The sequence below is a fragment of the Listeria monocytogenes ATCC 19117 genome (genome assembly GCF_000307025.1).
In the GTDB taxonomy this organism is placed as follows: domain Bacteria; phylum Bacillota; class Bacilli; order Lactobacillales; family Listeriaceae; genus Listeria; species Listeria monocytogenes_B.
In genome coordinates, this window is record NC_018584.1 from 66,532 (window position 1) to 91,465 (window position 24,934).

Here is a 24,934-nt window from a genome sequence, read left to right on the forward strand (position 1 = left end):
TAGTGATGTTGTTTTTAAAAGACCTATTATCAAGTCTTTATAGGAGTTTTATTCGTATTTTTGTCACATTTTACTTTGTGAATTCATGTTATAATTTGAGAGTGATATCTTATTCACAATAGATAATAAGAGGAGATGAAGTGAATGTCAGGTCAAATTCGTATGAGTCCAAGCGAACTACGTGATCGCGCGAAAACTTACGGTCAAAGTGGTCGGGATATTGAGGATATTCTAAGTCGTTTAAGTCAACTACAAGAACAACTACGTAGCGAATGGGAAGGTCAAGCTTTTGTGCGTTTTGATGATCAATTTGAACAATTAAAACCAAAAGTAACTGAATTCGCAAACTTAATGGATCAAATTAACGATCAACTTGAGAAGACAGCAAACGCAGTAGAAGAGCACGATCAACAACTTTCTCAAAACTTCGGATTCTAAAATCAACAAAAAGTGGGGCATACATACAAATATCGTTGGATGCTTTACGAAAAGCCATGCAGTTTTTTGCATGGCTTTTTCTAAACATAGAAAGCTTATGCCTAAAAAGGTATTTATATAAAAAAGACACAGCGGGAGTGGGACATGAATGAAGAAAGTAAAATGGAGTATTTTACTCTTTTTAGTCTTGGCGATTTTTCTTTCGGCAGGAATTACTTATTTGGCTTTGAATCAAAGTTCGAATAAGGAGTCTAAAAATAATAGTGAAAAAACACACAAGATGACCATCGCACTCGTAAATGAGGACCAAGGAGACAACTTCCAAGGGAAACAAGTGGAGTTTGGTAATCAATTTGTTAAAAGTATTGAAAAAGATGATACGCATGAATGGTACGTTGTTAGCCGCGGAGTTGCAGAAAGTGGCTTAAAACGAGATGTATACAATATGATGATCGTTATCCCGAGTGACTTTTCTGAAAAAGCAATGTCAATGACTTCGAGCGCCCCGGAAAAAGTGACAATTAGCTACAAAGTTAACGATGTAGGAAATAGCGATTTAAAAGCGGAAGCCGAAAAAACAGCAGCTTCTGTATTGGAAGATTTCAATTCACGAATTATTGATGTTTATTTTGCAAGCATTTTAACAACTTTACAAGAAGCGCAGGATAATATTGGAACCCTAGTTAAAGAAGAGAAAAAGTATGACGCTATCTACAACAAAGATGTAAATAATCCGTTATCCAGCTACACAAAACAGTTTAAAACGGTGCAAGACTACACAGGAACTTCTAAAGAGAGCTTCCAAGGTTTCCAAGATATTATGAAAGAATTTGAGGAAAGCCTAAATCTCTCTCAAAAAGAAAACGAAGAACATATGAAAAACATGGATGCTTATACAAAAACACAAGAGGAAAATGCTCCTTTTGGGGCAGAATTCACAGAAAACTTGTCAAAATTTGATGGCACTTTATCAGCAGAAGATATTCGAATGCAAACGGCCGCTTTAGAACAAGCCAATGCGAAAATGACTTCAGAATTTCAAATTTTAGAAGATAGTAATTCATTGTTATCACAAACACAGGCCTTACAGAGCTATATAGCTGAAACCAATGCACGGATTGATGCGGTGGATGCCGAGATTATGGGAACGCTCGAAAATGATTTTCGGACGGCTGTTTATAATGACTTGTTGCGTATTTTACGAGAAAACGAGTACTCGGATAAGTTGAATGAAATTGGGCTTAAAGATTTGACCGGAGAAGATATTAATGCTGGCTTTAACAAAATGATTGTTAAGGAAATACAATCATTACCAACATATAATGCGGATCAATTAGCGTCGATTGGGCTTGATGAAGAGATGTACAAAAATGTTGTAACGCTCTCTAAGGAATATTATAGTAACCATCGCAGTGCTTTTGGCGAAGGTTTTAGCTTTACGACTGATCCCAAAACTCTACCAACTGACACACTGAAAAGCGATACGATTAATCGATTGAAATCCGAAGGGGTCACGCTAGAAAGCAGTTCCTATACGGTGGAAGGTAGCGATTATCCAACAGAAATAATTCTAACTTTAGATGAAAATTTCACTTTTTCAGATGTTGATTGTTTGGTTAATGGAAGCAGTAATCCAGAGTTAGTTCAACAAACCGCATACGGAGAAAATGGCATAAAGCTTAGTATACAGGCGCTTGGAAGTACACCGGCAGAGATTAAAATCACCGGAAAAGCGAAGTTGCGAGAAGGTGTGAATGTTCCATTAATTGGTGCTGTAAATTGGAATGCTACACTGCAGCAATATGAGAAAAAAGAATATAGTGAAATGCCAACAATTCCATCAGAGCTTGATCCTACTACCCCGGATACTTCATTAATAGTTAGAAAAGAACCTGTACCGATTAAGGTCACTGCACCAACATATTTGAATGAGACGAAGAGTTCTGTAAAAGCAATTACTAATACAGTAAAAGATTACTATAAACTACAAGCATTATTTGATTTATATTACGGAATTGATGCGAGTGATTCTGGACAAATACCGGATTTTAGTAATTATCAAGTGACATTAGAAAATTCTGCGAAAGCATCCTCGTATTATTATATTTTTAATAAAGAAGATGTGATTGGTAGCTTTGTAAATCTTACTACAGATCGGTTTGTGGCAGATTATACGAAAAAAATCAAAGCTTTTGAGAAGCGAATTGATGACTACAAAAATACAATGGCTGAGGCCAATTCCAGATCAGAAGACGTAACAAATAGATTAAACGAAACGACGCAAGAAGCTATTAATTTAAATACAAATCTAGCGTTAACGTTGCAAAACCTAGAATCTTGGCGAGAGGCAAGCAAAGGTTTAATAGAAGAAAATGGCGTTGTTTTAGAAAAATCTGGCGAAGAAGCCACGATGGCACTGCAATTAAGCTCCGAGTTTGCCGGGCTTTTAGCGGAAAGTGAATCGTTAGCTGGTACTTCTGAAGGTAATTTGAAGTCAGCGGAAGTCGTGTACAAAACTTTTGATGCGATTGATAAGGAAGCCAAAAATATTCAACAAAGCGGAGAAACTTTAGTAAAAGAAGCATCTACACTATCCGATGATTTAAGCGAAAAATTGGAAGACGACGAAACGTTCCAGAAAAATTTCGCTAAGGTTATGGAAAATAGCCGTGTTGGTGATCGACAAAATGAAAATCTATATAGTTTCTTAAGTAGTCCGGTCGATAAGATGAATGCTGGGACTATTGTTGCGGGTGACAAATCAATGCCATACTTCATGATTTTGATTTGTACGATTCTGGCAATTTTCACTAGCTACGTTATTTCACACCAAGAGAAAAAACGTGAACAATTAAATGAATTTGAGAAAGAAATGTCGCTTGTCTTTAAAAATATTCCAATTACTTTCCTAGCGATTTGTGTTGGGATTATTGAGGGGCTCATAATAGGCGCCATTTCAGGATTTATTTTTGAAGTTGGAGAAATTGGGATGTTCCTATGGATAGGTGTCTGCGTTCTAATTATGATGACGTTAGTTACTGCTTTTTCATATTTATTACGTCAGTTCAACATGATTGGGATGTCGATTATTTTACTCGTTTTAAGTTTGTATCTATTCTTAACGGATGCAGTTGGACTTAACATTGATAATGAATCTATTTTCGCGACGTTCAGAACGTTCTCGCCACTTCAATACATGGAATACTTATTGAATGGGATTTTAAGTGCCCAGAAAGATTACATTATTGTCGTATACAGTTTGATTGGGGCGGCTCTATTATTTACTGGTCTCAACCTATTTGTCTGGCACCGTTCTAAAGAAGAAGTAGAGGAGGACGATTCAGATGAAATTTAAAATAGCAGCACTACTTATGTTACTTTGTTTTGCTTTTGCTCCGGGAGTTCTCGCTGCGGATTCAGATAGCTATTTAGAAAACAATGGGAAAATGGACATCAAAACAGATAGACTTCAAAAAACAGAAGAAGAAAAAACAAAAGAACTAGAACAGATGGAGGAAACGGAGCTCGATAAGAACGGAATTCCACTTTTTACTGACGAAATGGACGAAAAAATCGCCAAAGAAAAAGCGGCAGAGAAAGCGGAATATGACCGGATTAAAGACTCACTTTTTGAAGAGGAATCTACATCTGGTGAAACAGTGAAAAAAACGAAAGAGAAGTTGTTTACAGACGAGTACGAGACAACAGCTGTAAACACGGAAACACCTACTACTACGGAAACAACAGTAGAAGATGAAACGAAAAAAACAAAACAAAAAACAGTTGGTGGAGCAATTGCAGGAACACTTGTAGCTTTAGCAGGCGGGATTTATGTGGCTGCGCGCAATGTTTTTGAATAGAAAGCGGGGAGTTTTAAATGGCTAAAAACACACATATGAATGTGACAGTTGATTTCACTAATTGGGGAGCAAGCAAGTATGATTTGCGAATTCCGGTGCATCAACCAATCAAAGCATTAATTATCAATTTGGCAGAAACGCTCAAAATCGATTACAAAGATTTGTCCAAATGTACGATAAAAACAACGAATAAAGCGATATTACTAAGCGATGATGACAAATTGACTAATTTTCAAATTGCGGACGGAGACATCTTAGAAATTTTATAGAAAAAAAGGAGAATAAAAACGATGAATAAGACAATTGAAATGGACGGAACAACTTACGATTTTACTTATGAGGATCTAGTTTGGAGCATTACGTTTCCAAAATCAAAAACACGCGCTAAAGAACTCGCACAACTAGAACTATTAGAAAAACCTGCGACACATTTTACTCCTGCAAAAATCTCAAGTGATAGCGATTCGTATACAATTTCTTATGAGATTGCGAAACGTACTTATGGATTTGAACAAGTTCGAAAAATGGGACGTGAAGATAAACTGCGCGCACTGCGGAATATTGCGGATTTAGGCGAATTGTTAAACACGCGCTATACATTCTTTTTACACCCGGATAATCTGATTTTCGATATTAACCTAGTGCCAAGTATTGTTCATCGGGGCATTAAAAATATATTACCGCCTTATGAACTAACAGAAGAAACTTTTTTCAAACAATATCAATGTTTCGTTATTGCGATGTTTTCTAAGAAATTCTCTTTTGAAAACTTGTACAATGGCTCGCTATCAGGGGCTAGAGGAACGCAATTTGAGAAGAGTATATTAGATGCAAAAACGGTGCAAGATATTGCTACTATTTTAGAAGAAGCATACGTGAAAGAACATGCGGCGGTTCAAAAAAATATGGCAAGCGTACCGAAGAAAAAATACAGTACTTTCCGTGGGTTGGCGGTTGGTTTCATTATCGTCGCTATTTTACTTGCAATTCCAGTAAGTTATTTTGCCTTCGTTAAAGTCCCTCTGCAAAATGATTTACTAACGGCAAACGAGAATTTCCTGAAAACAGATTACGATAAAGTGATTACAGGTCTAGAAAATGTGGATCCAGAAAAAATGCCGCAGTCTGTCCAATATGAATTAGCTTATTCCTATGTTAAAGGCGAAAAAATGAGCGATAAAAAGAAAGAAAACATTATGAATACAATCAGCTTAAAATCTGACGCCAAAAACTTACTTTACTGGATTTACAATGGTCGCGGAGAATTTAGTAAATCACTTGATATTGCCAAACTTTTAGACGACCCAACGCTTGCGATGTACAGTTTAACAAAACAAATTGAACAGGTACAAAGTGATACAACATTAAGCGGCGATGAAAAAGTGGAAAAACTAAAAACTTTGGAAGAAAGCTTGAAAGAATACGATGAAAAAGTAAATGAATCAACTACAACTGAAGATGAAACAACAAATACAGAAGCAAAATAAGGGAGAATGGACCATGAATAGAGAGGCTTTATTAATTGTTAGTAACGGGCAGCAATGTCATAAAAACCACTTGTCTCCTGAAAAAGTCGTGACAATTGGGAATACAATCGAACACGAAATCACTTATCCTGAACTGGCTGAGGCGATTGAAGTTAAATACGATGAAGGCTCTTGGAATGCTGGAACAACAGCGCTCCAAGCGAATCAAGCTGTAAATGTAGAGAACTTAGCATTCTATCTATGCCAAGATTTACATACACAAGTTTATGATGTTGTAACGAATATTTCTGTGACATTTGGCGTTGGAATAGAAAATGATGTCACATTAGATGATACAAAATCAGATTTTATACTTTTACGTGATGCAAAGGAAAAACTGTTTAAGTTACAAGTCTTAAATGGCGAAGTTTATCATAACTTTTCTCTAGTAACGGAAGACTGCGTTCTAGAACCGGGTGATCAGCTCTATACGGACGGTGTGACGATTACAATCGGAAAAGAAGATATTAGTGTGCTAGCTGTGAAAAATCGCGTGACGAGCAAATTAGCGCCTTTATTTGCTGCGGACAATTCGTTCGGGGAAGATTATCCGGATTACCACCGTTCACCGCGGATTATTTACCGTGCGCCAGAAGAAAAAATCAGCATGGCGAAACCGTCAAGTAAACCCTCAAAACCAACAGATGGCTTAATTAAAATTATTTTACCACCCCTTATCATGGTGGCAATTACGGTCATGATTTCCATTTTCCAACCACGTGGACTTTATATTATTATGACAATCGCAATGTCAGCAGTGACAATCACAATGGCGATTCTTAACTACATAAAATCACGTAAAAAATACAAAATCGATTCCAAACAACGCGTGGAAAGCTACGATTTGTATTTAAAACGAAAAACGAAAGAATTGCACGAAACAAGCGAAAAACAGCGTCACGCTTTAACCTATCACTATCCAGACGTAACTGAACTAGAAAAAATGGCGTTACGTGTGGATTCGCGGATTTACGAAAAAACAATGTTCCATCATGATTTCTTGACTTTCCGAGTTGGTCGAGGCGACGAAGCAAGTAGCTTTTCCGTGGAATTCCAACAGGAAGAGTTCAGCCAAGAAAAAGACGAACTTGTAGAAGAAGCTGTGAAAATTAAAGGGCAATATTTATCAATCAATGAAGTGCCAGTTGCGACAGATTTAATGCACGGACCAGTGGGGTATATCGGGCCACGCCGTTTAGTATTAGAACAACTGCAAATGTTAGTAATGCAAACATCCCTTTTCCATAGTTATTATGATTTGCAATTTATTACGATTTTCCCAGAAGAAGAGAAAGCGGATTGGGACTGGATGCGCTGGCTACCGCATGCGAATATGCGTGATGTGAATGTGCGTGGTTTTGTTTACCATGAACGTTCGCGCGACCAAGTGTTGAACTCGCTTTATCAAATTTTAAAAGAGCGTAAACAAGCGCTTACTGAACAAGCGAGCAAACAGGAAAAATTATACTTTACGCCACATTATGTGGTTTTAATTACCGACGAAAAATTAGTACTCGATCACACGGTTATGGAATTCTTCAATGAAGATCCAAGCGAACTAGGTGTTTCTTTAGTGTTCGTACAGGACGTAATGGAGAGCTTGCCAGAACACGTGAAAACGGTCGTGGATATTCGTGATGCGAAGAGCGGGAACATTATTTTGGAACAAGGCGACCTTGTAAACCGAGCGTTCGTGCCGGATCATTTGCCAGCAGATTTTGACAAAGAAGTAATCAGCCGGGCTCTTGCGCCGCTAAACCATCTTCAAAACTTGAAAAACTCGATCCCAGAATCCGTTACTTTTCTTGAAATGTACGGTGTAGAGCGCGTCGAAGAGTTAAACATTGCTGGACGCTGGGCGAAAAATGAAACGTATAAGAGTCTTGCTGTACCACTTGGCTTGCGCGGAAAAGATGATATTGTTCAACTGAATTTACATGAAAAAGCACACGGGCCGCATGGTTTGGTAGCCGGAACAACTGGTTCTGGTAAATCAGAAATCATTCAGTCTTACATTATCTCACTTGGCGTCAATTTCCACCCATATGAAGTCGCGTTCTTGCTGATTGACTATAAGGGCGGCGGTATGGCGAACTTATTTAAAAATATGCCACATTTACTGGGAACAATTACAAACTTGGACGGCGCGCAATCCATGCGTGCACTAGCTTCCATCAAAGCCGAATTGCAGAAAAGGCAACGGTTATTTGGCGAGCACGATGTTAACCACATCAACCAATACCAAAAACTATACAAACAAGGAAAAGCGACCGAACCAATGCCGCATTTATTCCTTATTTCAGATGAGTTCGCCGAGTTGAAATCAGAACAACCAGAATTCATGAAAGAACTTGTTTCGACAGCACGTATCGGGCGTTCACTCGGAATCCATTTAATCCTAGCAACCCAAAAACCAAGTGGCGTCGTGGATGACCAAATCTGGTCCAACTCCAAATTCAAACTAGCCCTCAAAGTACAAAACGCCAGCGATTCAAACGAAATTTTGAAAACACCAGACGCAGCAGAAATCACACTACCAGGCCGTTCGTACTTGCAAGTTGGTAATAACGAAATTTACGAACTGTTCCAAAGTGCTTGGAGTGGTGCGGATTACGTGCCAGATAAGGAAAGCACGGATTATATTGATACGACGATTTATGCGATTAATGATTTAGGTCAGTATGATATTTTGACAGAGGATTTGAGCGGATTAGATAAGAAGGATGATTTGACTAAGTTGCCGAGTGAACTTGATGCGGTGATTGATCATATTCATGCGTATACGGAGGCTTCTGGGATTGAGGCGTTGCCGAGACCTTGGTTGCCGCCTCTACCTGAACGAATTTTCGCCCAAGACTTACATCCAGTCAATTTTGAAGAAGCATGGAAAGAACCGAAAAAACCACTTCAAGCAACAATTGGTTTACTGGATCAACCCGAATTACAAGCACAAGTCCCACTAACACTAGATTTAACAAAAGATGGACACGTGGCTGTATTCTCAAGCCCAGGGTTTGGGAAATCAACCTTCTTGCAAAGTTTAGTGATGGATTTAGCGCGTCAACATAATCCAGAGCAACTGCATGTTTATTTGTTGGATTTTGGGACGAATGGGTTGCTACCTCTAGTAGATCTGCCACATATTGCTGATACAATGATGGTGGATGAAGTTGAAAAAATACAGAAATTTTTACGAATCTGCCTAAATGAAATAAAAACAAGGAAGAAGCTTCTTAGCCAATATCGTGTTGCAAATATAGAGCAGTATGAAAGAGCAAGTGGAAAAGAACTACCTAATATTATTGTTGTTCTAGATAATTACGACGCTGTAAAAGATGCAGGCTTAGGGGATGATTTTGAAAAAATCATTACTCAAATTACTCGTGAAGGTGCATCCATTGGAATGTTTATGATTATTAGCGCATCAAGGCATATGAGTTTGAGAACACAAATGGCTACTAATATTAAACAAATGATTGCTTTATATCTAATTGATAAAAATGATATATCATCAACTGTTGGTCGAACGGATACACCACTTGAAGAGTATCCAGGAAGAGCGCTTGTAAAATTAGAAACAGTTACAACATTTCAAACGACGTTACCATCGCACGGAGAAGAAACAATTCAACAGATTGAAGGTATTCGAAATGAAGCAAAATTAATGAGAGAAGGTTGGCAAGGAGAACTTCCAGAGAGCGTACCAATGATTCCAGAAAAAATTAAACTAGCTGATTTTTGTGAATGGATGGAAACTAAAGAGGTCGTTGCAAATGGAAATATACCTATCGGAGTTGATTTTGAATACGTAAAACCAGTAGGCATTGATTACAAGCAAACCGGAGTACTAATTATTGCAGATGTAATTGGACGAAACTTAGTAAGCATAAATAAAAATGTAGCTAATTCTCTTGTGCAAAATCCAAATATTTCTCTCTTAATTAGCGACACAGCGAATTTTGATTTAGTGGAAATGTCTACTAAAGCCAATTTATACAGTAACAACACAGAGGATTTGAAGCAGAATATGAAAAAAGTACTCTCTATTTATCAATCCAGAACTGAAAAAGCAGATGAACTTCGAAAAGCAGGAGATAATTTAGGCGTAACTGCCATGATTCAAGGATTAAAAGATATAGTTGCTTTCGTAGGAGATTACGATATCTTACTAAAAACTCTTGATGAAGAAGACCAAAAAGTTCTAATAGATATGATTAACAATGGAAAAACATATGGTTGCTATTTAATTTTAAGTGGTTCGATTCAAGCATTTAAAGGATATGGTGATTTGAATAAAGCTGTTCAAGCTCAAAGAAACTATATATTCTTTGATCGACTATCGAATTCAAGCCCATTCTCCTTCTCGTTTAATATTTATAGAGAACAAGAATTATTACCTGAGGAAGGTTATGTAATAGCAGGACAAGAGTGGCAAAAAATAAAAATTGCAAAATATGAAGAAGAGGTGTAAGGAAAATGCTAACAAAAGAAATATTACCTATTGGAAGCGTTGTTTATTTAAAAGAAAGCCTGAAGAAAGTTATGATTACGAGTAGATTAATTACAATTCAGGGAGATGAAGAAAAAGAATTTTATGATTATGGAGGTGTAGTTTATCCAGAAGGGACAAAGGATGACAATATTTTGGCATTTGATGCAGAAGATATAACAGATGTGAAGTTTAGAGGTTTTGTAGATGATGATGAGGTAGTCTTGGTGAAGAGAATGAGAGAATGGCAGAAAGAAGAATTTGGTGTTTCTCCAGAAGAGGAGGATGAGATGCTTGAATTATGATGAACGTGTACGAGTTTTAATTGAGTTGAAGGTTGATTTGTCCGGGAAATTAGAAATGATGGAAAATGAAGAAGCGTTATTATGTAGACAAAAACATGATTTTGCAAGTGCCTGGTCAAATGCAAAAACAGAGGATGCTTACAGAAAATTAAATGAAGCAGTTAGAAAGAAAATCAAAGAAACAACGGAATATGCAAGAGAAATTGATGAAAAAATTACTGCTCGTATCAAACGAATTGAAGCAGCATATAAAGCAGAATATCAGAGTAATAGGAGCTATACATGGCGTATTGCAGAAATCGATCCAATTAAATTTAAAGAAAAGTATAATGAAAGATTAAATCAGTTAAGCTACTTATCATGTGATGGCAGTGTAAAAACACGTTTAATAAAAGAGTTTCGGCAAAATAATTTCCTGAAATAGGAGGATGAAATATGGTAAGTCCAATGCCAGATAAAACAGTAAAAATGGATAAAGGAAGTATTAATCCTAAATTAGATAAACTAATTTCAAGTCTAGACAATTTTGATAATATCAATAAGAAAATGGGCACTATAGTAGGTAGCCAGGAGATTAGTGGGGAAGCAGCAGATGCTTTATCTGAGAGCCTATTAGTGCTAGTAAGTTATGGGGAACAATATAGTTTAGTAATTAGAAACCTAAAAGAAGTGATAGTCGACTATTGTAAAAGTGTGGAAGAAATTGATAAAACAGCAGCAAACGCAGTAAGTAAAGGCGTTTAAAAAGAAAGAGGTTAAACTATGAAAAGTAGAAATTGGTTAAAAGGATTGGGAGTAACAATGATTGTCGTTACTTTAATTTTAACGGGATGCGGAAATGGAGACGCTGAAAAGACAGATACAAAGGAACAGACTAAAAGTGTTGAAGAAGAAGGAAAAGAAGTAAAGATTGAGAGTAATGAAGGGAAGCCACAGCATGAACAACTTATAACAGTGAAGTTGCCGCCAGAAGCAGAGTATTTAAATGATGAAACGTTAGAAGTGTATGAGCAAGATAAAAAGAAGTATGACCAGACAGAGCAACTAATTACTAATAACTCAGTTACAATTCTATTAGGTGATTTTTGCTATTATGAGCCGGCATGGAGCAGTCTTACATGTTCTGCAATTCTTGTGAATGGAACTGACACAAATATTGAAGACCTTAGCTTCAAAGCTGAAATAATGAATAAGCCAATGTCAGGAAAAATTTTTTCAGATGACAAAGTTCCAGAACTTACAAAAGCAAAAACAGGAAAATTCCAGCCAAACGAGGGTATACCAATTATTTTAGTTTTCTCAGAAGAGAACCCGAAAAATGAGGAAAATGCGGAGCCTCAAAAAATTAACATTAAAGATATAAAGGTTAAGATAAAGGATATTCAATATAAAGCAGTTAAATAGGAGGGAGAAAGATGGCAAAAGAAATTAAGGTAAATCCAGATTTTTTGAAGAAGGTTGAAAGCAATGTAACAAATTACATTGATGCCCAGAAAGAAGTTTCTGTTGAATTACTAGCAGTTAGGACCAACTTAGCAAGTAATTTTTCAGGTATTGCTTGCGACGAAATAAAAAATTATATAACAGAATTAATGAATGATCTAGAAAAAGAATTTGGTGTATTTATTACAAGGAATCATGAAAAAGTTAAGGCGTTAAGGGAAAGTTATAAAGAACTTGATGGTCAGTTGGGACAAACCTTTAACTATGGAATGGAGAGGACTAAATGAGCGGAAAAATAAAATTCAATATCGCCGAAGCTCAAAATATTAGTCTTGAGCTTAAAATTGCAGCAGGTAGGTATACGCAAGAAACAGAAGAGCTATTAAAAGTGCTGAAAAATAATAGTTTATGTGATAAAGACCAAGATGTCGTTGAACAGAGGGGACGAATAGAGAAGAATAACCAAAGACTTATAGAATATAAGAAATTTATAAACACAAATCTCTCTAAATCTAATTCAGTTATAGAAGAATTGTTTATGAGTGTAGAAGTATTGTATGCACAGCAAGTTTCTGAGTTTAGAAATCCTAACTCTGCGGGTTATAAAGAATTAATGGGAAATGTGAAAGCGATATCATATCAAAAAATTTCACAGATTTCAGGATTGGGAGAAATGCTTACATCGAAAGGTTCGGTGGGAGCAATTAAAGATATCAGAGACACACTACTTGGAACATTGGTAGATGATACTTACTTGAAATTAATTGATGATACAGTTGAATATCAAGGAGAAAATAAAAATATAACTGATTTATATGGGGATAAAATATCTAAAGTGGGGTCAAGGAGAAAAAAATTGGACACTCCAACCAAATACCTTTCAACAGCCTACCTCATCTCAGACACGCTAAAAAGTTTTAACAGTTATGGAAATAGCAAAGATTCCTCTCGACTTGCAGGAGATCTAACCGGTATAGCAATAACAAAAGGTGCGGATTTTGCTGTTGGGAAATTAGCTACTACGGCATTATCTGGTTTTGGTGTAAGTGGTGTTAAAGGCGCTATCGCAGGCGCCATTATTTCCGTTGCTGCAGATAAAATTATTGATCCGACGGTTGAATATGTTAAAGAGAGCAAGGTAGAAGCAAAGAGGGATGACTGGGAAACAAAAGGTATATATAAAGGCTGGAAAAAAATTCGAGATTTAAAACTAGAATATACAGTGGGTAACTATCAAGCAAGTTAACAGTTAAAAATATAAGATTTTTTACCTAATAAAAATGACAGCAGTATCTATATGAGACTACTAACAACTTCACCATGTGCGTTACAAATAAAAGGAGGAAAAAATGTATATTAATTTAAAATCCAGTGATGGAAATGTGATTACAACAAAAGTTGGTTCTTGCTGGACCTGTGTATTTCTTTCGTTCTTTGGTCCTTTACTCCGAGGAGATATTAAATTCTTCGTTCTTTATGTAATATTAGATGGAGCGGGGCTTTTCATCACTTTGAATTATGATAGAGATATCGGAATAGCTATCATGGCTATGGTAACTTTACTCTTTGAATCCAATTATAATACATGGTTTATCCGCGGGAAGATGAACAACGGGTGGGAACCAGAAACAGAGAAAGATCGAGAAATATTGTTAGAAAAAGGCGTCATTAAAACAGAGGTATAGTATATAAATCCAATTCGAAAGGGACTCAATAAAATGAATTCAAATGAAATTTCAGAGATTATAATTCAGCAAAATAAAGGGAAAACAATTATTAAATTGCTTTATACCTTGCCTATATTATTATTTGGAATTTTTATTTTATTTAAAATAAAAGAATCGTTATTACTAGGTGCTTGTGGAATAATCCTTTTAGTTATCGTGGCACCAACTTATTTTACTGTAGCTAAGCATTTTTTTTCGGGTAAGCCACTGCTTAAAGTGAATCAAGAAGGTATTGAGGGATGGGGTAAACGGTTTAAGTGGAATGAAATTGAAAAAGTAGCCTTGCGTAGAGACTGGGGTGCCGTATATCTGACTGTATATGTACGGAAGAATGGCGGAATTCACAAATATAATATAAATACAAAAGAAATAGAACGTTCTGCCACAGAATTAATCAAACAAATAGGTTATTTAAAAAACAAATATGAATGATTAATTACAAGGTCTAAGAAACAGTGGTAAATGATATGCTAGAACCATGAACGATATGAACGGCAAGCGAGCGTCCGTGGTTTTTTAGCAACATAAATTATTACAGAAATATGGGACTGGTAAAAAGAACGAGAGTAAAGTTAAAAACTTGGTTGATGATTGGAGATATATCGCTTTCCATAAAAAATATAGAAAAGAGATGGAATTTGATCCGAAAATCAATCAAGACGGAATAAAACTGTTCCACCAGACTTTAAACTCTGATTGTGTAGAGATATAAAGTAATTTGGGTAGTCTAAGATGGAAAATTTATCTTAGACTACTTAATGTACATAAGGATTTTGAGGTTTGAAAAGAGTATTTTTGGTTGAAAACAAAGAAAAAATTGTACATATATAATTATAAGTTCAAATTTGAACAAGTAGAGTAGTGAGATTTTCTAAAGTATTGAAGGGAAGCACGAATTAACAGTATCAAAATTAATAGAATAAGACATAAAAAATAAGAGGTTACAACATGAATAATAGAAATTGGTTAAAAGGATTAGGAGTAACAATGATTGCCGCCACTTTAATTTTAACGGGATGCGGAAATGGAGACGCTGAAAAGACAGATACAAAGGAACAGACTAAAAGTGTTGAAGAAGAAGGAAAAAAAGTAAAGATTGAGAGTAATGAAGGGAAACCACAGCATGAACAGCTTATAACAGTGAAGTTGCCGCCAGAAGCAGATTATTTAAATGATGAAACGTTAGAAGTGTATGAGCAAGATAAAAAGAAGTATGACCAGACAAAGCAACTAATTACTAATGATTCAATCACATTACTAATCGGAGACTATGGATATTATGATCCTGTGCAGGATGCTATAGAATGTTCTGCTGTAATCGTAAATGGTACAAAAACAGAAATTAAAGATCTTAGTTTTCAAGTTAGTATTGAGAACAATGTAATGCAAGGTAGGGTATTTTTGGACAATTCAGTACCGGAACTTACAAAAGAACAAACAGGAAATTTTAAGCCTAGTATGGCTATACCGGTAATTTTAGGGTTTCCAGAAGAAAAACCGACAGATGAAATCGAAAATGGTAGAAAAATCGACACTAAAAACATAAAAATTAATTTAAGTGATATTCAATATAAGGTTGTAGAACAGGAGGGGAAATGATGGGAGAGGAAATTAAAATAGATCCTCATTTTTTGAAAAAGGTGGAGAATAATGTAAATAGTTACATTAAGGCTCAAAAAGAAGTTTCTATTGCATTACTAGCAGTTAGAAACAACTTAGCGAGTAATTTTTCAGGTGTTGCTTGCAATGAAATAAAAAATTATATAACAGAATTAATGAATGATTTAGAAAAAGAATTTGGTGTCTTCATTACAAAGAATCATGAAAAAGTTAAGGCGTTAGAGGAAAGTTATAAAGAACTTGATAGTCAGTTAGGACAGACCTTTAATTATGGAATGGAGAGAACAAAATGAGTAGAAAAATACATCTAAAAACTTTTTAAAAGAAAGCGGAATAAAAACATGGCTGATTTAAAGGGAGTATAGCAAATCCTCAATAAGGAGCAATTGTAAAGGTTTTTGATGCAGTTGGAGGAAAACAAATCCAGTTTGACACCTCAGTGAGATGATATGAGAAATTACACTTGTTAAGTGGGATAAAATAAGTGTCTAAATCTCTAAAAGAAAAAATATTATCGAGAAAACGATTTATTTGCTAGGATTAGAAGATTTAAGATATTCCTTATAAATAGGAGGATATATGAAAAAAATAAAAGATGAGTGTTACTTAATTTTAAGCTTAATAGAAAAAAGTAATTTAAAAGAGACGGATTATTACAGTATTGTTCGTATTAAAAGAGCACTTACTAAATTATTAGATGAAATTAATAGTAATGATATTGAAAAAATGAATATTAATTTTCTGAGTTTAGCAAGAAATTTTGTGGACGACACGGGAGATTATTCTAATGATATTTTAAAAGAGTTGGAAAATCTATCAAAGGACGTTGAGAAGTTGAAATTAACACGGAGGTAGAAATATGAATGAACAAATATTGTTGAAGAACGATGATTTATTAAATATAATCAAAGTTTTAAAAACGAATTACTCAAAACAAGTAGAAGAAGAGTTGTATAGGCAAATGCAGAAAAGCAAATTGTTATTACCAGCTATAATAAGAGAAGAGAATAAGATATCTATTGTAAAGATAATAGATGAGAAAGAAAATGAGTATTTGCCAGTATTTACAGACTGGACAAATTTTCAATTGTATCTTGATAGTACAAAAGAATCTCAACCTATTGTTTTTACATTTAACGAATATTTTAATATCCTTGTTGCTGATTTGAATTTATCTGGAATTGTTATCAATCCATACAGTCATAACTTAGTACTATCTAGAGAAAATTTAAATTATCTAGAAAAATCTCAAGTAAATATCCAAAAAGGGGAACAAATTTCTATAGGATTGCCTAAAAAATATCCTCATTTATTTGTTGAAAATTGTAAAAGTTTTTTTGAAAAGATAGTTCTATAAAAAGTGCTTTTTTACTTCAGATGGTGAGAGACAATCAAATAAGTCTACTGTTAGTAATTGATACCCCAAATATAGAAGTATTGTTTAGTAAACTTAATGAATATACGGAGAAGTTTTTAGATAGTGAGCAGATTCTTGATATATTAGCTCTGGATACTCCTTTAGGTAAAAACACTACAAAAGAATATGAACCATTTTATAAACGTAAAGGCTAAAATTTATTGAAAAAGGAACATAAGTAAAAAAGTAACTACTAATCAAGTTGCCAATAGATTACAGGGAGATAAAATGGATGAATTATAATTTAAAAGAATGTAAAAAAATTTTAGAAGAAGACATTTATTTACTAGGTTATCAGGAATTAAGATACGCTATATTCGAAGGTGAGAAAAATAATCGACAAGAATATCAAGTTAGAATTGAAAAGAATGAAGATAAGTTTGAAGTTTATATGACAGCTGATAGAGCTAGTGTAGTGGGGAAATATGAGTTTAATAATGTTTTTGATGCTATGGATAAATTTTTACATATTATGCAGAGTAGGGTTTTATCGAATCGTCGAAGAGTGAAAGACGGGGAACTGCCAGAATACTCCTGTCCATTATGGGATAATTAAGAGTAGAAAAAATATCTTAAGTGGATATGGAGAGTTATATTGATAGAAATGACCCAAGGACTGGTGAATATCCTTATGTTATTTTCCTCATTTCACTTGTGTATTTTTGAGCATACGCTATTGATATGGGGAATTTTCTTCCAAAGCCATAAAGGAGTAAAGATAGTGAACAATACCAGCATATACAATAAAATTGAAACAGAGTTTTCTATTATAAATGATGCAAATAGCCTAATTTCTATTGCTGTTCGAGGAATAAATACGGACGGTTCTCTGTGTACATTAAATGGCTTTACGGCATCAAAAAAATTGATGGAGCTAGTCTTTATGGAGTTGAAACATTGGCGGATTTATAGCTCTTGAACTTTAACTTAGAAAGAAGTAGTGAACATAATGATAAAATCAGGAGAATATACTTGTATAAACGGGAAAGAATATAAAGTGATTTTAAAAGATAAAAATGGAAAAAGTTATATAATAAGTGATAAAAAAGAGTCTGATTTCCAAAAGTATGCTGACGGTATCTATGAAAAAGAAATTGATTTAGAACAATTAGAAAATCTGTATTATATAATTCCGAAAGCGGTGTACGAAGGAAACAATTTTATGATAAGACCTAATATGAAAAATGAGGGAATTTGTTTGGGAACAAATGATTCTGAGTTAGCAAAAGAATTAAAATTTGAAAGAACAGATAAATATTTATATGAGAAATGGGTACCTGAGTCTGAGATAGAAATCATGGAGGAACGAAAAAATATACCTTTAAATTAACTTAATGAGTGGCTAAATATAGAACTAAAATAGATGATAAAGTAAGTTATTGAAATGGATAGAGAAATTCTAACTCAGGGAGTAATAGATTCCTTCTTAGATGGAAATTATCGTACAGTAAAAACTACTGAGGAAATAACGGTGTATAGAGTATTTGGCGGAAATGCAAAGTCTACAGGAAGTTTTGTGACTATAAATAAGGCAATAAGTCGAATAGACGCAAAAATAGATATGGCATTATTACCTGAATGGAAGAATACACGTATGTATGAAGCAGAAATAATTATTCCTAAAGGCCAGCAAATTAATATTGGGGAAAATTGCACCTCAAGTAATCGAGTCGACAGATACAATATTAAAAGGAGGGGTATAGATGGAGATAGTAATACAACGCGCACAAAATGTTTTAAAATTAATTGATGAAGAGTTTCCTAACCAAAAATTATATAATGGGATAATAAGAGATATTTATGTATTAACAGAAAAGATACTTAAATCTGCTGAGGGAAACTGCCTAATCACAGAAAAAATAGATTTGAATAGTCTGGGCAGACAGTTTGTAGATAATGGTGGTTCTTATAACAGTCCAGTAATATTAGAATTTGAGAAACTTGTAAATCAACTAAAAAATACAGAAGTTTTTAAAATAACAACAAGATAAGTAGCATAGTGAGAGTGGACAATACATTTACATATAAGGATTTAGAGAGTATTACTGAATTAGTAAAGAAAAAGAGAAATCAAGATTGGTAAATATAATTAAAGAGATTTAAAAAAGGAGCTGTGTTATATGCAATTAAGTAAAGCAGAAGTATTAGCTTCAAAAGTTAGTGATGAAATAGAAGAAAGATTGGGTGATAAAATTAGTTCTTCTTTTTCAATTTATAAAACACAAGATGAGCCATGGATAGAGTTTAGTATAGAATTTTCGGCATATAATTTTTTTAATATCATATTGAATTATGATCGCGGTTCCTTTGGATGTAGTATTGTAAATGGGGGGTTAGGTATTGCTCAAACTAATACCCAAAAATGGTATGACAAAGCAGACATGGATATTTTTTGCAAAGAACTACAGGAACAGCTTGAATTAAGAATTCCAGATAAATTTTTAGTGTACAACGGTTGGAAATAAATAGACTTGTTAATTTGATGAAAGCTACAATGTAGGTGGTATTTATACTTATGATAGAATCCTTAACGAATTTTTTAAGTACAGGCTATTTTATAACAGACAATAAGTCCACGAATAGTATAGAGGTAAGAGAACGATTAGAAGGTATCGTAAATCAAGATATTATCTTTGTTTTAGCCTGCAATGAATTAAAATACGAACTATTTAAATTGTCTAGAGGTACTAAAACAAAAATTATGACATTACATGATAAAGAAATAGCCATCTTTTATTTTGGAATAATGATTAAAATGAGCCGATTTAAGACGCTTTGTCCTAGACCGGAACTTAAGAATACTATTTTTAACGAGATAGATGCAAAGAACTGTCTGTCAAGATTTCTGGATTCTAACTTGTTCGAGATAGAAAATTACAAGAAAGATGCCATTTGTCTTATTAACGAAAAAAATACTTATGTAGTGGGTTATTGTGATATAGATATGATTTTTCATACAATAAGTAATGATAACTCTAGTTTGACAATGGGAGCTAAAGTTCTAGCTAATTTCACCTGGAAATATATGTATTTTAAACAAATGATTAAAGAATATGACATAGAATTAGATCAGAATCAAGTGGATTATAAGGCTATTTTACGTAATTTGTTGAACCTTAAAAATTAGAGCTTAAGTAAAGGTGAGTCTAATGAGCAGTATACAGATAAAGCTATATCTGCTGCTGACGAAAATCCTAGAATTTTGGAAGAATTATTAGGACTTGATCCTATGAGTTTAGGAGAAAACCCTGTGTTAGTAGATATAAAAAACCACCAATATGAGAGTACCTAGTGGTAATGAATCAGGTGCTTGGCAAAGTTTTTGGGAACCACTATTCTTTCCCATTACAAAAGCGCTGATGGGAAAAGCGTTCAAGTCATGAGACGGTGCCTATGAAGTAATGAAATATGCTGAAACAGGTTTATGGCCAGAGAAAAATACAGAAGAAGAGTAATTTTATAAAATAAAAAGATACTTTATCTTCGGTTTGGTATTGGAACGGAAAGTCGTGAATAGTAAGAGCAAGCTCGCTAATCAAGTTACCAATAAATAACAAGGAGATAAAATAATGAGTTATGATTTAATGGAATATAAAAAAATTTTAGAAGAAGATATTTATTGGGTTATCAGGAATTAAGATACGCTATATTCGAAGGCGAGAAAAATAATCGACAATAATATCAAGTTAGAGTTGAGAAGAATGAAGATAAGTTTGAAGTTTATATGACAGCTGATAGAGCTAGTGTAGTGGGGAAATATGAGTTTAATAATGTTTTTGATGCTATGGATAAATTTTTAAATATTATGCAAAGTAGGGTTTTATCGAATCGTCGAAGAGAGAAAGGTGGGGAACCGCCAGAATACTCCTGCCCGCTATGGGGGAAGTGAAAATTTAGAGTACAAAAGAGTAAACAGGATTGTAATTGCTAAACTCACTAGTGATATTGAAAATAGATTTATTAAATTATTGTCATTCAAATAAACTTTTACGGAAAACTGGGATTGGTAAGGATGGTTGTAGATAGTGCTGCTTTTTATTAATAATTATAGAGAAAAAGAAACTAAAGTAGCATTAAAAACCAATAAAAAGACAAGTGACAAAATTCTACAACAAATTTCAAAGAGAGAATGAAATTAACTATATACGGGAACAAGTAGCTTAAGATGAGGAAGAGAATTTTAGGCTACTTAGCGTATGCAAGAGTTTACAGTTCTACATACATCTACCAAAAAACATCCATGTTAATTTTCCTGGTACCTCCAATCTCCCCACCTGCTATACTAACCCCATCCTAACAAATGGAGTTGAAACCAATGACAAAAAACTTTGAAAAACTAAAATCCCTACACGAACTACCCACCCCACTAATCCTCTACAACTGCTGGGACGTCGCTTCCGCCAGAGCAATCCAACAAGGCGGAGCACCAGTAATAGCGACAAGCAGTTATGCGATTGCTGAGTCACTTGGCGTAGTGGACGGGGAGCATTTAACTTTTGACGAAATGTTTTTAGTTATTTCGCGCATTGCCAAGAATGTGAGTTTGCCGCTAACGGTGGATATAGAGACTGGGTATGCTAGAAATTTGGAGGAACTGGCTCAGAATGTGGAGCGGTTGCTTGTGATTGGTGTTTGTGGTGTGAACTTGGAAGATCAGCTTATTGGCGTTACAAATCCGGGGTTATGCAGTACTGAGGAGCAATGTGATAAAATCGAGACAATCAAAGAAACAGCGGCGAAAATGAGCACGGAAATTTTTATCAATGCGCGTACAGATGTCTTTTTCCAAGGGCGGGATGAGACGGTAGACTTGTTGGAAGAAGCGATTGACAGGGCAAAGGCATACAAGGAGGCTGGGGCAGATGCTATTTTTATTCCGGGTCTGCTATTACCAAAATTAATTCGCGCATTTGTGGAGAAATCACCACTTCCGGTCAATGTCATGAGGATGGATGGGATGCTCTCAAACGAGGACTTACAAAAAATCGGTGTGAAAAGAATCAGTTATGGACCGTTTAGTTTTTTTCAGGCTAATTTAGCGATTCAGCTGGAAGTTGAGCGGATTTTCGAAGGAGGGAAAGCCTTGTGATAACGAATCAGCGGGATATTGATAAATATTATGATATGTTAGTGGAGAAAAATTCGAATTATGAAGGCGTATTTTTTGTTGGAGTGAAAACGACGGGAATACTTTGTCGCCCAACGTGTCCGGCGAAGAAACCTTTAAAAGAGAATTGTGAGTTTTTCAGTACAGCCAAGGAGGCGCTACTTGCATCTTACCGGCCTTGCAAGCGTTGTGAACCACTCTCCAATCCGACGAAATTGTCGCCAGCTGTGAAGTTGCTTGTTGATGCAATTGAGAAAAATCCAGAGAAAAAATGGACGGATAAAGATTTTGATGAATTATCCATTAGCGCAAATACAGCGCGGCGCCAGTTTAAGAAGCAGTTTGGGATGACTTTTATTGAGTATGCGCGTTCGCGGCGTCTCGGTCTTGCTTTTAAGCATATTCGGGGTGGAAATTCGATCATTAATGCACAAATTGAAAGTGGTTATGAGTCTGGAAATGGGTTCCGAGATGCTTTTTCAAAAACGATGGGGGAGGTTCCTCACAAATCAAACGATATCACCATTTTATACTCCGCTTGGCTTGAGACTAAACTTGGATCAATGCTCGCAATTTCTGATGATGATAGTCTATTGCTTCTGGAATTTGTTGATCGAAAAGGCTTGGAAACAGAAATTAAAAAATTACGAATGCGCTTAAACGCGGCTATTACACCTGAAAAAACAGTAATAATTCAACAAATAGAAGCCGAATTAGCGCGATATTTTAATGGTGAGTTGATTGATTTTAAAACACCGATTTGCTATATCGGGTCAGATTTTCAACAGAGTGTCTGGAATGAACTGCGACGAATTCCGATAGGCGAAACAATTTCGTACAAAAGTTTGGCAGAAAAACTAGGGCGGCCAACAGCAAGTCGAGCTGTGGCAAGAGCAAATGGGGCTAACCAATTATCCCTCATCGTCCCGTGCCATCGTGTAATCAATACTAACGGAGCATTAGGAGGCTACGGTGGCGGTCTTGCGCGCAAAGAATGGCTAATTAAACATGAAAAGATGGTTCCAAGGTAACGCGGAACCATCTTTTTTCAATTATTTAACCCGTATTCCAAACAACGGCATCAAAGCAGGAGCATGCGAAAAATCAATGCTCACGCCCTTCAAATCTTGCGGCATTGCAGTGATAGACTCAAAAATACATGAGCTAAGATCAACACCATTTAGCGCGCAATTTAAAAACTGCGCTTTATTCAAATCAAGCCGTTCCAAATAGGTATCGACCAGTTGAGCCCCGCTAAAATCACTATTCGTATACGCGCCCGCCTCAAACGCCACCCATTTCAAGTTAGCATAACGAAAGGCAACATAATCCGCATAACAATCAACAAAAACGCAATTTCTAAGCGTAGCATCACTGAAATTCACACCAATTAATTTACAATTTTCAAAACGAACTCGGTGAATAATTGCGCCCATTAAATCTAAATTCGACAAATCACAATTTTTAAATACAACATCAGTCAAATTCGCGCTTACAAGAGAAACAGAATCGAACACACACCCATCAAAAATAATCGTTTCTAAATGAAAATGCTCGAAAATTTCCCCAGTTAGCGTTGTTTTTCTAAAGATTTGCTCACTAACTTCTCCAATATCTTCAATAAAATATGTATCATTCGGATAAACCGTCAAATCCTCATCAGGAATCCGCGGCGCAGTAATTTTTTTCATTATATCGACCTCACTTCCGCTTTCATTATACCGTATTTTGCTAGGAAAAGGAGCGGAAAATCGTTTACCTTTCATAAAAAACGGATTACAATGAATGTAGAATAAAAATGGCAGTTGAGGAGTGAACGTGATGACAGCGAGCGTATTTGTGGCAGGAAAATTACTACCAGAAACGATGGAAGCTCTTAGCAAATGGGACGTTAAAGCTTTTTCAGGTGAGGAAAATATTACAGAAGCAGAGTTAATAAAAAATGTAACGGAAGTGGATGCGATTATTTGCCCGCTTTCTTCCCCAATTTCGGCAAAAGTATTGGAATCGGCAAAAAATCTTAAAATCGTGGCGAATATTGGTGCCGGTTTTGACAATATCGATGTAAAAAAAGCGCAAGAATTGGGCATTGCAGTGACCAATACGCCAGATGTGTCAACGGAAGCAACGGCGGAACTAACGCTTGGATTGATTTTGGACGTAGCACGGAGAATTTCAGAAGGCGACCGATTATGCCGCGAAACACCCGAGCAATTCAAAGGCTGGGCACCAACGTTCTTTTTAGGTACTGAATTAAGTGGCAAAACGCTCGGAATTATTGGATTAGGAAGAATCGGACAAGCTGTTGCAAAACGTGCGGCTGCTTTTGGAATGAAAATTATTTATTCTGGGCACCATCCGAAAGAAGCAGCGAAAGAGTGGAATGCAGAGTTTGTGAGTCAGGAAGAATTATTGAAGCGCAGCGATGTTGTAACAATCCATGCGGCATACAGTCCCAGCTTGAAGTATCTGTTGAACGAAACAACACTGAAAACGATGAAATCAAGTGCCTTTTTGATCAATGCTGCTCGCGGTCCTGTTGTAGAGGAAGCTGCACTGATTAAGGCATTAGAAGCAGGCGTTATCGCCGGCGCTGCGCTGGATGTGTTTGAGTTCGAGCCTAAGATTGGCGAGGATTTGGCTAAACTGGATAATGTCGTATTAACACCCCATATCGGAAACGCAACTGTGGAAACACGCACAGCAATGGGCAAAATAGCCATTGCAAATGTTGAAGCTGTCTTAGCAGGAAAAGCACCACTACATTCTGTTTATTAATACCGAAAAATATAGCCGCAGCGAGTGGCTGCGGCTGTGTTTTATCGCTGAATTATGGTATAATATTTTTTGTCGGAATACGACAACGGGTTGTTAGCTCAGTTGGTAGAGCAGCTGACTCTTAATCAGCGGGTCGGGGGTTCGAAACCCTCACAACCCATAAAAAACAAACGCCAGTGACTGTTAAAGTCGTTGGTGTTTTGTCGTTTTTACGGGCAAAATGT

General features: G+C 35.6%; 29 protein-coding genes, 1 tRNA gene and 1 pseudogene. 30 read left to right on the forward strand and 1 reads right to left on the reverse strand.

The features are described 5' to 3' along the window. The first annotated feature begins 144 nt into the window (after positions 1–144). From LMOATCC19117_RS00335 to LMOATCC19117_RS00475, 28 genes and pseudogenes are all read left to right on the forward strand, one after another. Positions 145–438, forward strand: a complete 294-nt coding sequence (locus LMOATCC19117_RS00335; protein WP_003734179.1) for a WXG100 family type VII secretion target — start codon at positions 145–147, stop codon at positions 436–438. A 148-nt stretch (positions 439–586) separates the two neighbouring features. Further along, complete coding sequence (gene esaA / locus LMOATCC19117_RS00340; protein WP_003727549.1) at positions 587–3,793, forward strand: type VII secretion protein EsaA; 3,207 nt, start codon at positions 587–589, stop codon at positions 3,791–3,793. After that, on the forward strand, positions 3,783–4,298 hold the full coding sequence (gene essA, locus LMOATCC19117_RS00345) for a type VII secretion protein EssA (RefSeq protein ID WP_003724887.1): 516 nt from the start codon (positions 3,783–3,785) through the stop codon (positions 4,296–4,298). Before esaA ends, essA begins: the two co-directional genes overlap by 11 nt. Before the next feature lie 17 nt (positions 4,299–4,315). After that, positions 4,316–4,567 (forward strand): EsaB/YukD family protein, encoded by a 252-nt coding sequence (locus tag LMOATCC19117_RS00350; RefSeq protein WP_003721683.1) that lies wholly within the window; start codon positions 4,316–4,318, stop codon positions 4,565–4,567. 21 nt (positions 4,568–4,588) lie between these two features. Next, positions 4,589–5,785 carry a type VII secretion protein EssB gene (gene essB, locus LMOATCC19117_RS00355; RefSeq protein ID WP_003724888.1) on the forward strand — a complete coding sequence of 399 codons (1,197 nt, stop codon included), beginning with the start codon at positions 4,589–4,591 and terminating at the stop codon, positions 5,783–5,785. 13 nt (positions 5,786–5,798) lie between these two features. After that, complete coding sequence (gene essC, locus LMOATCC19117_RS00360; RefSeq protein WP_003734178.1) at positions 5,799–10,295, forward strand: type VII secretion protein EssC; 4,497 nt, start codon at positions 5,799–5,801, stop codon at positions 10,293–10,295. Positions 10,296–10,300: 5 nt separating this feature from the next. Beyond that, positions 10,301–10,618, forward strand: a complete 318-nt coding sequence (locus tag LMOATCC19117_RS00365) for a DUF4176 domain-containing protein (RefSeq protein ID WP_003724890.1) — start codon at positions 10,301–10,303, stop codon at positions 10,616–10,618. Beyond that, positions 10,608–11,042, forward strand: a complete 435-nt coding sequence (locus LMOATCC19117_RS00370; protein WP_003740355.1) for a hypothetical protein — start codon at positions 10,608–10,610, stop codon at positions 11,040–11,042. Before LMOATCC19117_RS00365 ends, LMOATCC19117_RS00370 begins: the two co-directional genes overlap by 11 nt. Before the next feature lie 11 nt (positions 11,043–11,053). Further along, positions 11,054–11,362 carry a hypothetical protein gene (locus LMOATCC19117_RS00375; RefSeq protein ID WP_003724892.1) on the forward strand — a complete coding sequence of 103 codons (309 nt, stop codon included), beginning with the start codon at positions 11,054–11,056 and terminating at the stop codon, positions 11,360–11,362. Between the two features lie 18 nt (positions 11,363–11,380). Continuing rightward, positions 11,381–12,022, forward strand: a complete 642-nt coding sequence (locus LMOATCC19117_RS00380) for a hypothetical protein (RefSeq protein ID WP_003740356.1) — start codon at positions 11,381–11,383, stop codon at positions 12,020–12,022. Positions 12,023–12,033: 11 nt separating this feature from the next. Then, positions 12,034–12,348 carry a hypothetical protein gene (locus tag LMOATCC19117_RS00385; RefSeq protein ID WP_003734176.1) on the forward strand — a complete coding sequence of 105 codons (315 nt, stop codon included), beginning with the start codon at positions 12,034–12,036 and terminating at the stop codon, positions 12,346–12,348. Further along, positions 12,345–13,307, forward strand: coding sequence for a hypothetical protein (locus LMOATCC19117_RS00390; RefSeq protein ID WP_003734175.1), 963 nt, complete (start codon positions 12,345–12,347; stop codon positions 13,305–13,307). Before LMOATCC19117_RS00385 ends, LMOATCC19117_RS00390 begins: the two co-directional genes overlap by 4 nt. A gap of 103 nt (positions 13,308–13,410) precedes the next feature. After that, the gene (locus tag LMOATCC19117_RS00395; RefSeq protein ID WP_003724896.1) at positions 13,411–13,746 is read left to right on the forward strand and encodes a hypothetical protein; all 336 of its coding nucleotides are present in this window, start codon (positions 13,411–13,413) and stop codon (positions 13,744–13,746) included. A 33-nt stretch (positions 13,747–13,779) separates the two neighbouring features. After that, the gene (locus LMOATCC19117_RS00400; protein ID WP_003724897.1) at positions 13,780–14,220 is read left to right on the forward strand and encodes a hypothetical protein; all 441 of its coding nucleotides are present in this window, start codon (positions 13,780–13,782) and stop codon (positions 14,218–14,220) included. 516 nt (positions 14,221–14,736) lie between these two features. Further along, the gene (locus LMOATCC19117_RS00405) at positions 14,737–15,387 is read left to right on the forward strand and encodes a hypothetical protein (protein WP_003743336.1); all 651 of its coding nucleotides are present in this window, start codon (positions 14,737–14,739) and stop codon (positions 15,385–15,387) included. After that, positions 15,387–15,701: a hypothetical protein gene (locus LMOATCC19117_RS00410; RefSeq protein ID WP_003724900.1), complete on the forward strand. Its 315-nt coding sequence runs from the start codon at positions 15,387–15,389 to the stop codon at positions 15,699–15,701. Before LMOATCC19117_RS00405 ends, LMOATCC19117_RS00410 begins: the two co-directional genes overlap by 1 nt. Positions 15,702–15,987: 286 nt before the next feature. Beyond that, complete coding sequence (locus LMOATCC19117_RS00415) at positions 15,988–16,263, forward strand: hypothetical protein (protein WP_003724901.1); 276 nt, start codon at positions 15,988–15,990, stop codon at positions 16,261–16,263. A gap of 4 nt (positions 16,264–16,267) precedes the next feature. Next, a complete protein-coding gene (locus LMOATCC19117_RS00420) occupies positions 16,268–16,765 on the forward strand; it encodes an SseB family protein (protein WP_003743337.1) in 498 nt (165 codons plus the stop codon). A gap of 20 nt (positions 16,766–16,785) precedes the next feature. Next, positions 16,786–16,980 (forward strand): enhanced serine sensitivity protein SseB C-terminal domain-containing protein, encoded by a 195-nt coding sequence (locus LMOATCC19117_RS15005; protein ID WP_020830798.1) that lies wholly within the window; start codon positions 16,786–16,788, stop codon positions 16,978–16,980. Positions 16,981–17,057: 77 nt separating this feature from the next. Further along, positions 17,058–17,381 carry an Imm59 family immunity protein gene (locus LMOATCC19117_RS00430; RefSeq protein ID WP_003734172.1) on the forward strand — a complete coding sequence of 108 codons (324 nt, stop codon included), beginning with the start codon at positions 17,058–17,060 and terminating at the stop codon, positions 17,379–17,381. A 393-nt stretch (positions 17,382–17,774) separates the two neighbouring features. Continuing rightward, positions 17,775–18,155, forward strand: a complete 381-nt coding sequence (locus tag LMOATCC19117_RS00440) for a hypothetical protein (protein WP_003724905.1) — start codon at positions 17,775–17,777, stop codon at positions 18,153–18,155. Between the two features lie 54 nt (positions 18,156–18,209). After that, entirely contained in the window at positions 18,210–18,575 is a 366-nt protein-coding gene (locus LMOATCC19117_RS14970; RefSeq protein ID WP_003734170.1) for a hypothetical protein, read from the forward strand. Continuing rightward, positions 18,529–18,816 carry a hypothetical protein gene (locus LMOATCC19117_RS14975; protein ID WP_003734169.1) on the forward strand — a complete coding sequence of 96 codons (288 nt, stop codon included), beginning with the start codon at positions 18,529–18,531 and terminating at the stop codon, positions 18,814–18,816. The genes LMOATCC19117_RS14970 and LMOATCC19117_RS14975 overlap by 47 nt, the downstream gene beginning before the upstream one ends. Positions 18,817–18,945: 129 nt before the next feature. Next, positions 18,946–19,290 carry a hypothetical protein gene (locus LMOATCC19117_RS00455; protein ID WP_003724907.1) on the forward strand — a complete coding sequence of 115 codons (345 nt, stop codon included), beginning with the start codon at positions 18,946–18,948 and terminating at the stop codon, positions 19,288–19,290. A 50-nt stretch (positions 19,291–19,340) separates the two neighbouring features. Then, positions 19,341–19,952 (forward strand): hypothetical protein, encoded by a 612-nt coding sequence (locus LMOATCC19117_RS00460; RefSeq protein ID WP_003724908.1) that lies wholly within the window; start codon positions 19,341–19,343, stop codon positions 19,950–19,952. A 442-nt stretch (positions 19,953–20,394) separates the two neighbouring features. Next, positions 20,395–20,714: pseudogene (locus LMOATCC19117_RS00465) on the forward strand (Imm59 family immunity protein). A 426-nt stretch (positions 20,715–21,140) separates the two neighbouring features. Beyond that, on the forward strand, positions 21,141–21,914 hold the full coding sequence (locus tag LMOATCC19117_RS00470) for an isocitrate lyase/PEP mutase family protein (RefSeq protein WP_003734167.1): 774 nt from the start codon (positions 21,141–21,143) through the stop codon (positions 21,912–21,914). Beyond that, positions 21,911–22,963, forward strand: coding sequence for a bifunctional transcriptional activator/DNA repair enzyme AdaA (locus LMOATCC19117_RS00475; protein ID WP_003734166.1), 1,053 nt, complete (start codon positions 21,911–21,913; stop codon positions 22,961–22,963). Before LMOATCC19117_RS00470 ends, LMOATCC19117_RS00475 begins: the two co-directional genes overlap by 4 nt. A gap of 21 nt (positions 22,964–22,984) precedes the next feature. Here the strand turns inward: LMOATCC19117_RS00475 and LMOATCC19117_RS00480 are convergent, their stop codons facing one another. Then, positions 22,985–23,623, reverse strand: coding sequence for a pentapeptide repeat-containing protein (locus LMOATCC19117_RS00480; RefSeq protein WP_003742409.1), 639 nt, complete (start codon positions 23,621–23,623; stop codon positions 22,985–22,987). A 130-nt stretch (positions 23,624–23,753) separates the two neighbouring features. On the opposite strand from LMOATCC19117_RS00480, the gene LMOATCC19117_RS00485 reads away from it, so the two are divergent. Further along, positions 23,754–24,710 (forward strand): 2-hydroxyacid dehydrogenase family protein, encoded by a 957-nt coding sequence (locus LMOATCC19117_RS00485; RefSeq protein WP_003734164.1) that lies wholly within the window; start codon positions 23,754–23,756, stop codon positions 24,708–24,710. An 87-nt stretch (positions 24,711–24,797) separates the two neighbouring features. Continuing rightward, positions 24,798–24,870 (forward strand) — tRNA-Lys (locus tag LMOATCC19117_RS00490). Positions 24,871–24,934: the final 64 nt, after the last annotated feature.

Excerpts from the sequence above, each read along its gene's own strand:
- LMOATCC19117_RS00470 (WP_003734167.1), top strand. The coding sequence starts at position 21,141 with ATGACAAAAAACTTTGAAAAACTAAAATCCCTACACGAACTACCCACC.
- esaA (WP_003727549.1), top strand. The coding sequence starts at position 587 with ATGAAGAAAGTAAAATGGAGTATTTTACTCTTTTTAGTCTTGGCGATT.
- LMOATCC19117_RS00440 (WP_003724905.1), top strand. The coding sequence starts at position 17,775 with ATGATAAAATCAGGAGAATATACTTGTATAAACGGGAAAGAATATAAA.
- LMOATCC19117_RS00415 (WP_003724901.1), top strand. The coding sequence starts at position 15,988 with ATGAAAAAAATAAAAGATGAGTGTTACTTAATTTTAAGCTTAATAGAA.
- LMOATCC19117_RS00365 (WP_003724890.1), top strand. The coding sequence starts at position 10,301 with ATGCTAACAAAAGAAATATTACCTATTGGAAGCGTTGTTTATTTAAAA.
- LMOATCC19117_RS00400 (WP_003724897.1), top strand. The coding sequence starts at position 13,780 with ATGAATTCAAATGAAATTTCAGAGATTATAATTCAGCAAAATAAAGGG.
- LMOATCC19117_RS14970 (WP_003734170.1), top strand. The coding sequence starts at position 18,210 with ATGGATAGAGAAATTCTAACTCAGGGAGTAATAGATTCCTTCTTAGAT.
- LMOATCC19117_RS00375 (WP_003724892.1), top strand. The coding sequence starts at position 11,054 with ATGGTAAGTCCAATGCCAGATAAAACAGTAAAAATGGATAAAGGAAGT.
- LMOATCC19117_RS14975 (WP_003734169.1), top strand. The coding sequence starts at position 18,529 with ATGGAGATAGTAATACAACGCGCACAAAATGTTTTAAAATTAATTGAT.
- LMOATCC19117_RS00385 (WP_003734176.1), top strand. The coding sequence starts at position 12,034 with ATGGCAAAAGAAATTAAGGTAAATCCAGATTTTTTGAAGAAGGTTGAA.
- LMOATCC19117_RS00420 (WP_003743337.1), top strand. The coding sequence starts at position 16,268 with ATGAATGAACAAATATTGTTGAAGAACGATGATTTATTAAATATAATC.
- LMOATCC19117_RS00335 (WP_003734179.1), top strand. The coding sequence starts at position 145 with ATGTCAGGTCAAATTCGTATGAGTCCAAGCGAACTACGTGATCGCGCG.
- LMOATCC19117_RS00390 (WP_003734175.1), top strand. The coding sequence starts at position 12,345 with ATGAGCGGAAAAATAAAATTCAATATCGCCGAAGCTCAAAATATTAGT.
- LMOATCC19117_RS00455 (WP_003724907.1), top strand. The coding sequence starts at position 18,946 with ATGCAATTAAGTAAAGCAGAAGTATTAGCTTCAAAAGTTAGTGATGAA.
- LMOATCC19117_RS00410 (WP_003724900.1), top strand. The coding sequence starts at position 15,387 with ATGGGAGAGGAAATTAAAATAGATCCTCATTTTTTGAAAAAGGTGGAG.
- LMOATCC19117_RS00480 (WP_003742409.1), bottom strand. The coding sequence starts at position 23,623 with ATGAAAAAAATTACTGCGCCGCGGATTCCTGATGAGGATTTGACGGTT.
- LMOATCC19117_RS00460 (WP_003724908.1), top strand. The coding sequence starts at position 19,341 with ATGATAGAATCCTTAACGAATTTTTTAAGTACAGGCTATTTTATAACA.
- essC (WP_003734178.1), top strand. The coding sequence starts at position 5,799 with ATGAATAGAGAGGCTTTATTAATTGTTAGTAACGGGCAGCAATGTCAT.
- LMOATCC19117_RS15005 (WP_020830798.1), top strand. The coding sequence starts at position 16,786 with ATGGTGAGAGACAATCAAATAAGTCTACTGTTAGTAATTGATACCCCA.
- LMOATCC19117_RS00350 (WP_003721683.1), top strand. The coding sequence starts at position 4,316 with ATGGCTAAAAACACACATATGAATGTGACAGTTGATTTCACTAATTGG.
- essB (WP_003724888.1), top strand. The coding sequence starts at position 4,589 with ATGAATAAGACAATTGAAATGGACGGAACAACTTACGATTTTACTTAT.
- LMOATCC19117_RS00485 (WP_003734164.1), top strand. The coding sequence starts at position 23,754 with ATGACAGCGAGCGTATTTGTGGCAGGAAAATTACTACCAGAAACGATG.
- LMOATCC19117_RS00405 (WP_003743336.1), top strand. The coding sequence starts at position 14,737 with ATGAATAATAGAAATTGGTTAAAAGGATTAGGAGTAACAATGATTGCC.
- LMOATCC19117_RS00395 (WP_003724896.1), top strand. The coding sequence starts at position 13,411 with ATGTATATTAATTTAAAATCCAGTGATGGAAATGTGATTACAACAAAA.
- LMOATCC19117_RS00380 (WP_003740356.1), top strand. The coding sequence starts at position 11,381 with ATGAAAAGTAGAAATTGGTTAAAAGGATTGGGAGTAACAATGATTGTC.
- essA (WP_003724887.1), top strand. The coding sequence starts at position 3,783 with ATGAAATTTAAAATAGCAGCACTACTTATGTTACTTTGTTTTGCTTTT.
- LMOATCC19117_RS00430 (WP_003734172.1), top strand. The coding sequence starts at position 17,058 with ATGAATTATAATTTAAAAGAATGTAAAAAAATTTTAGAAGAAGACATT.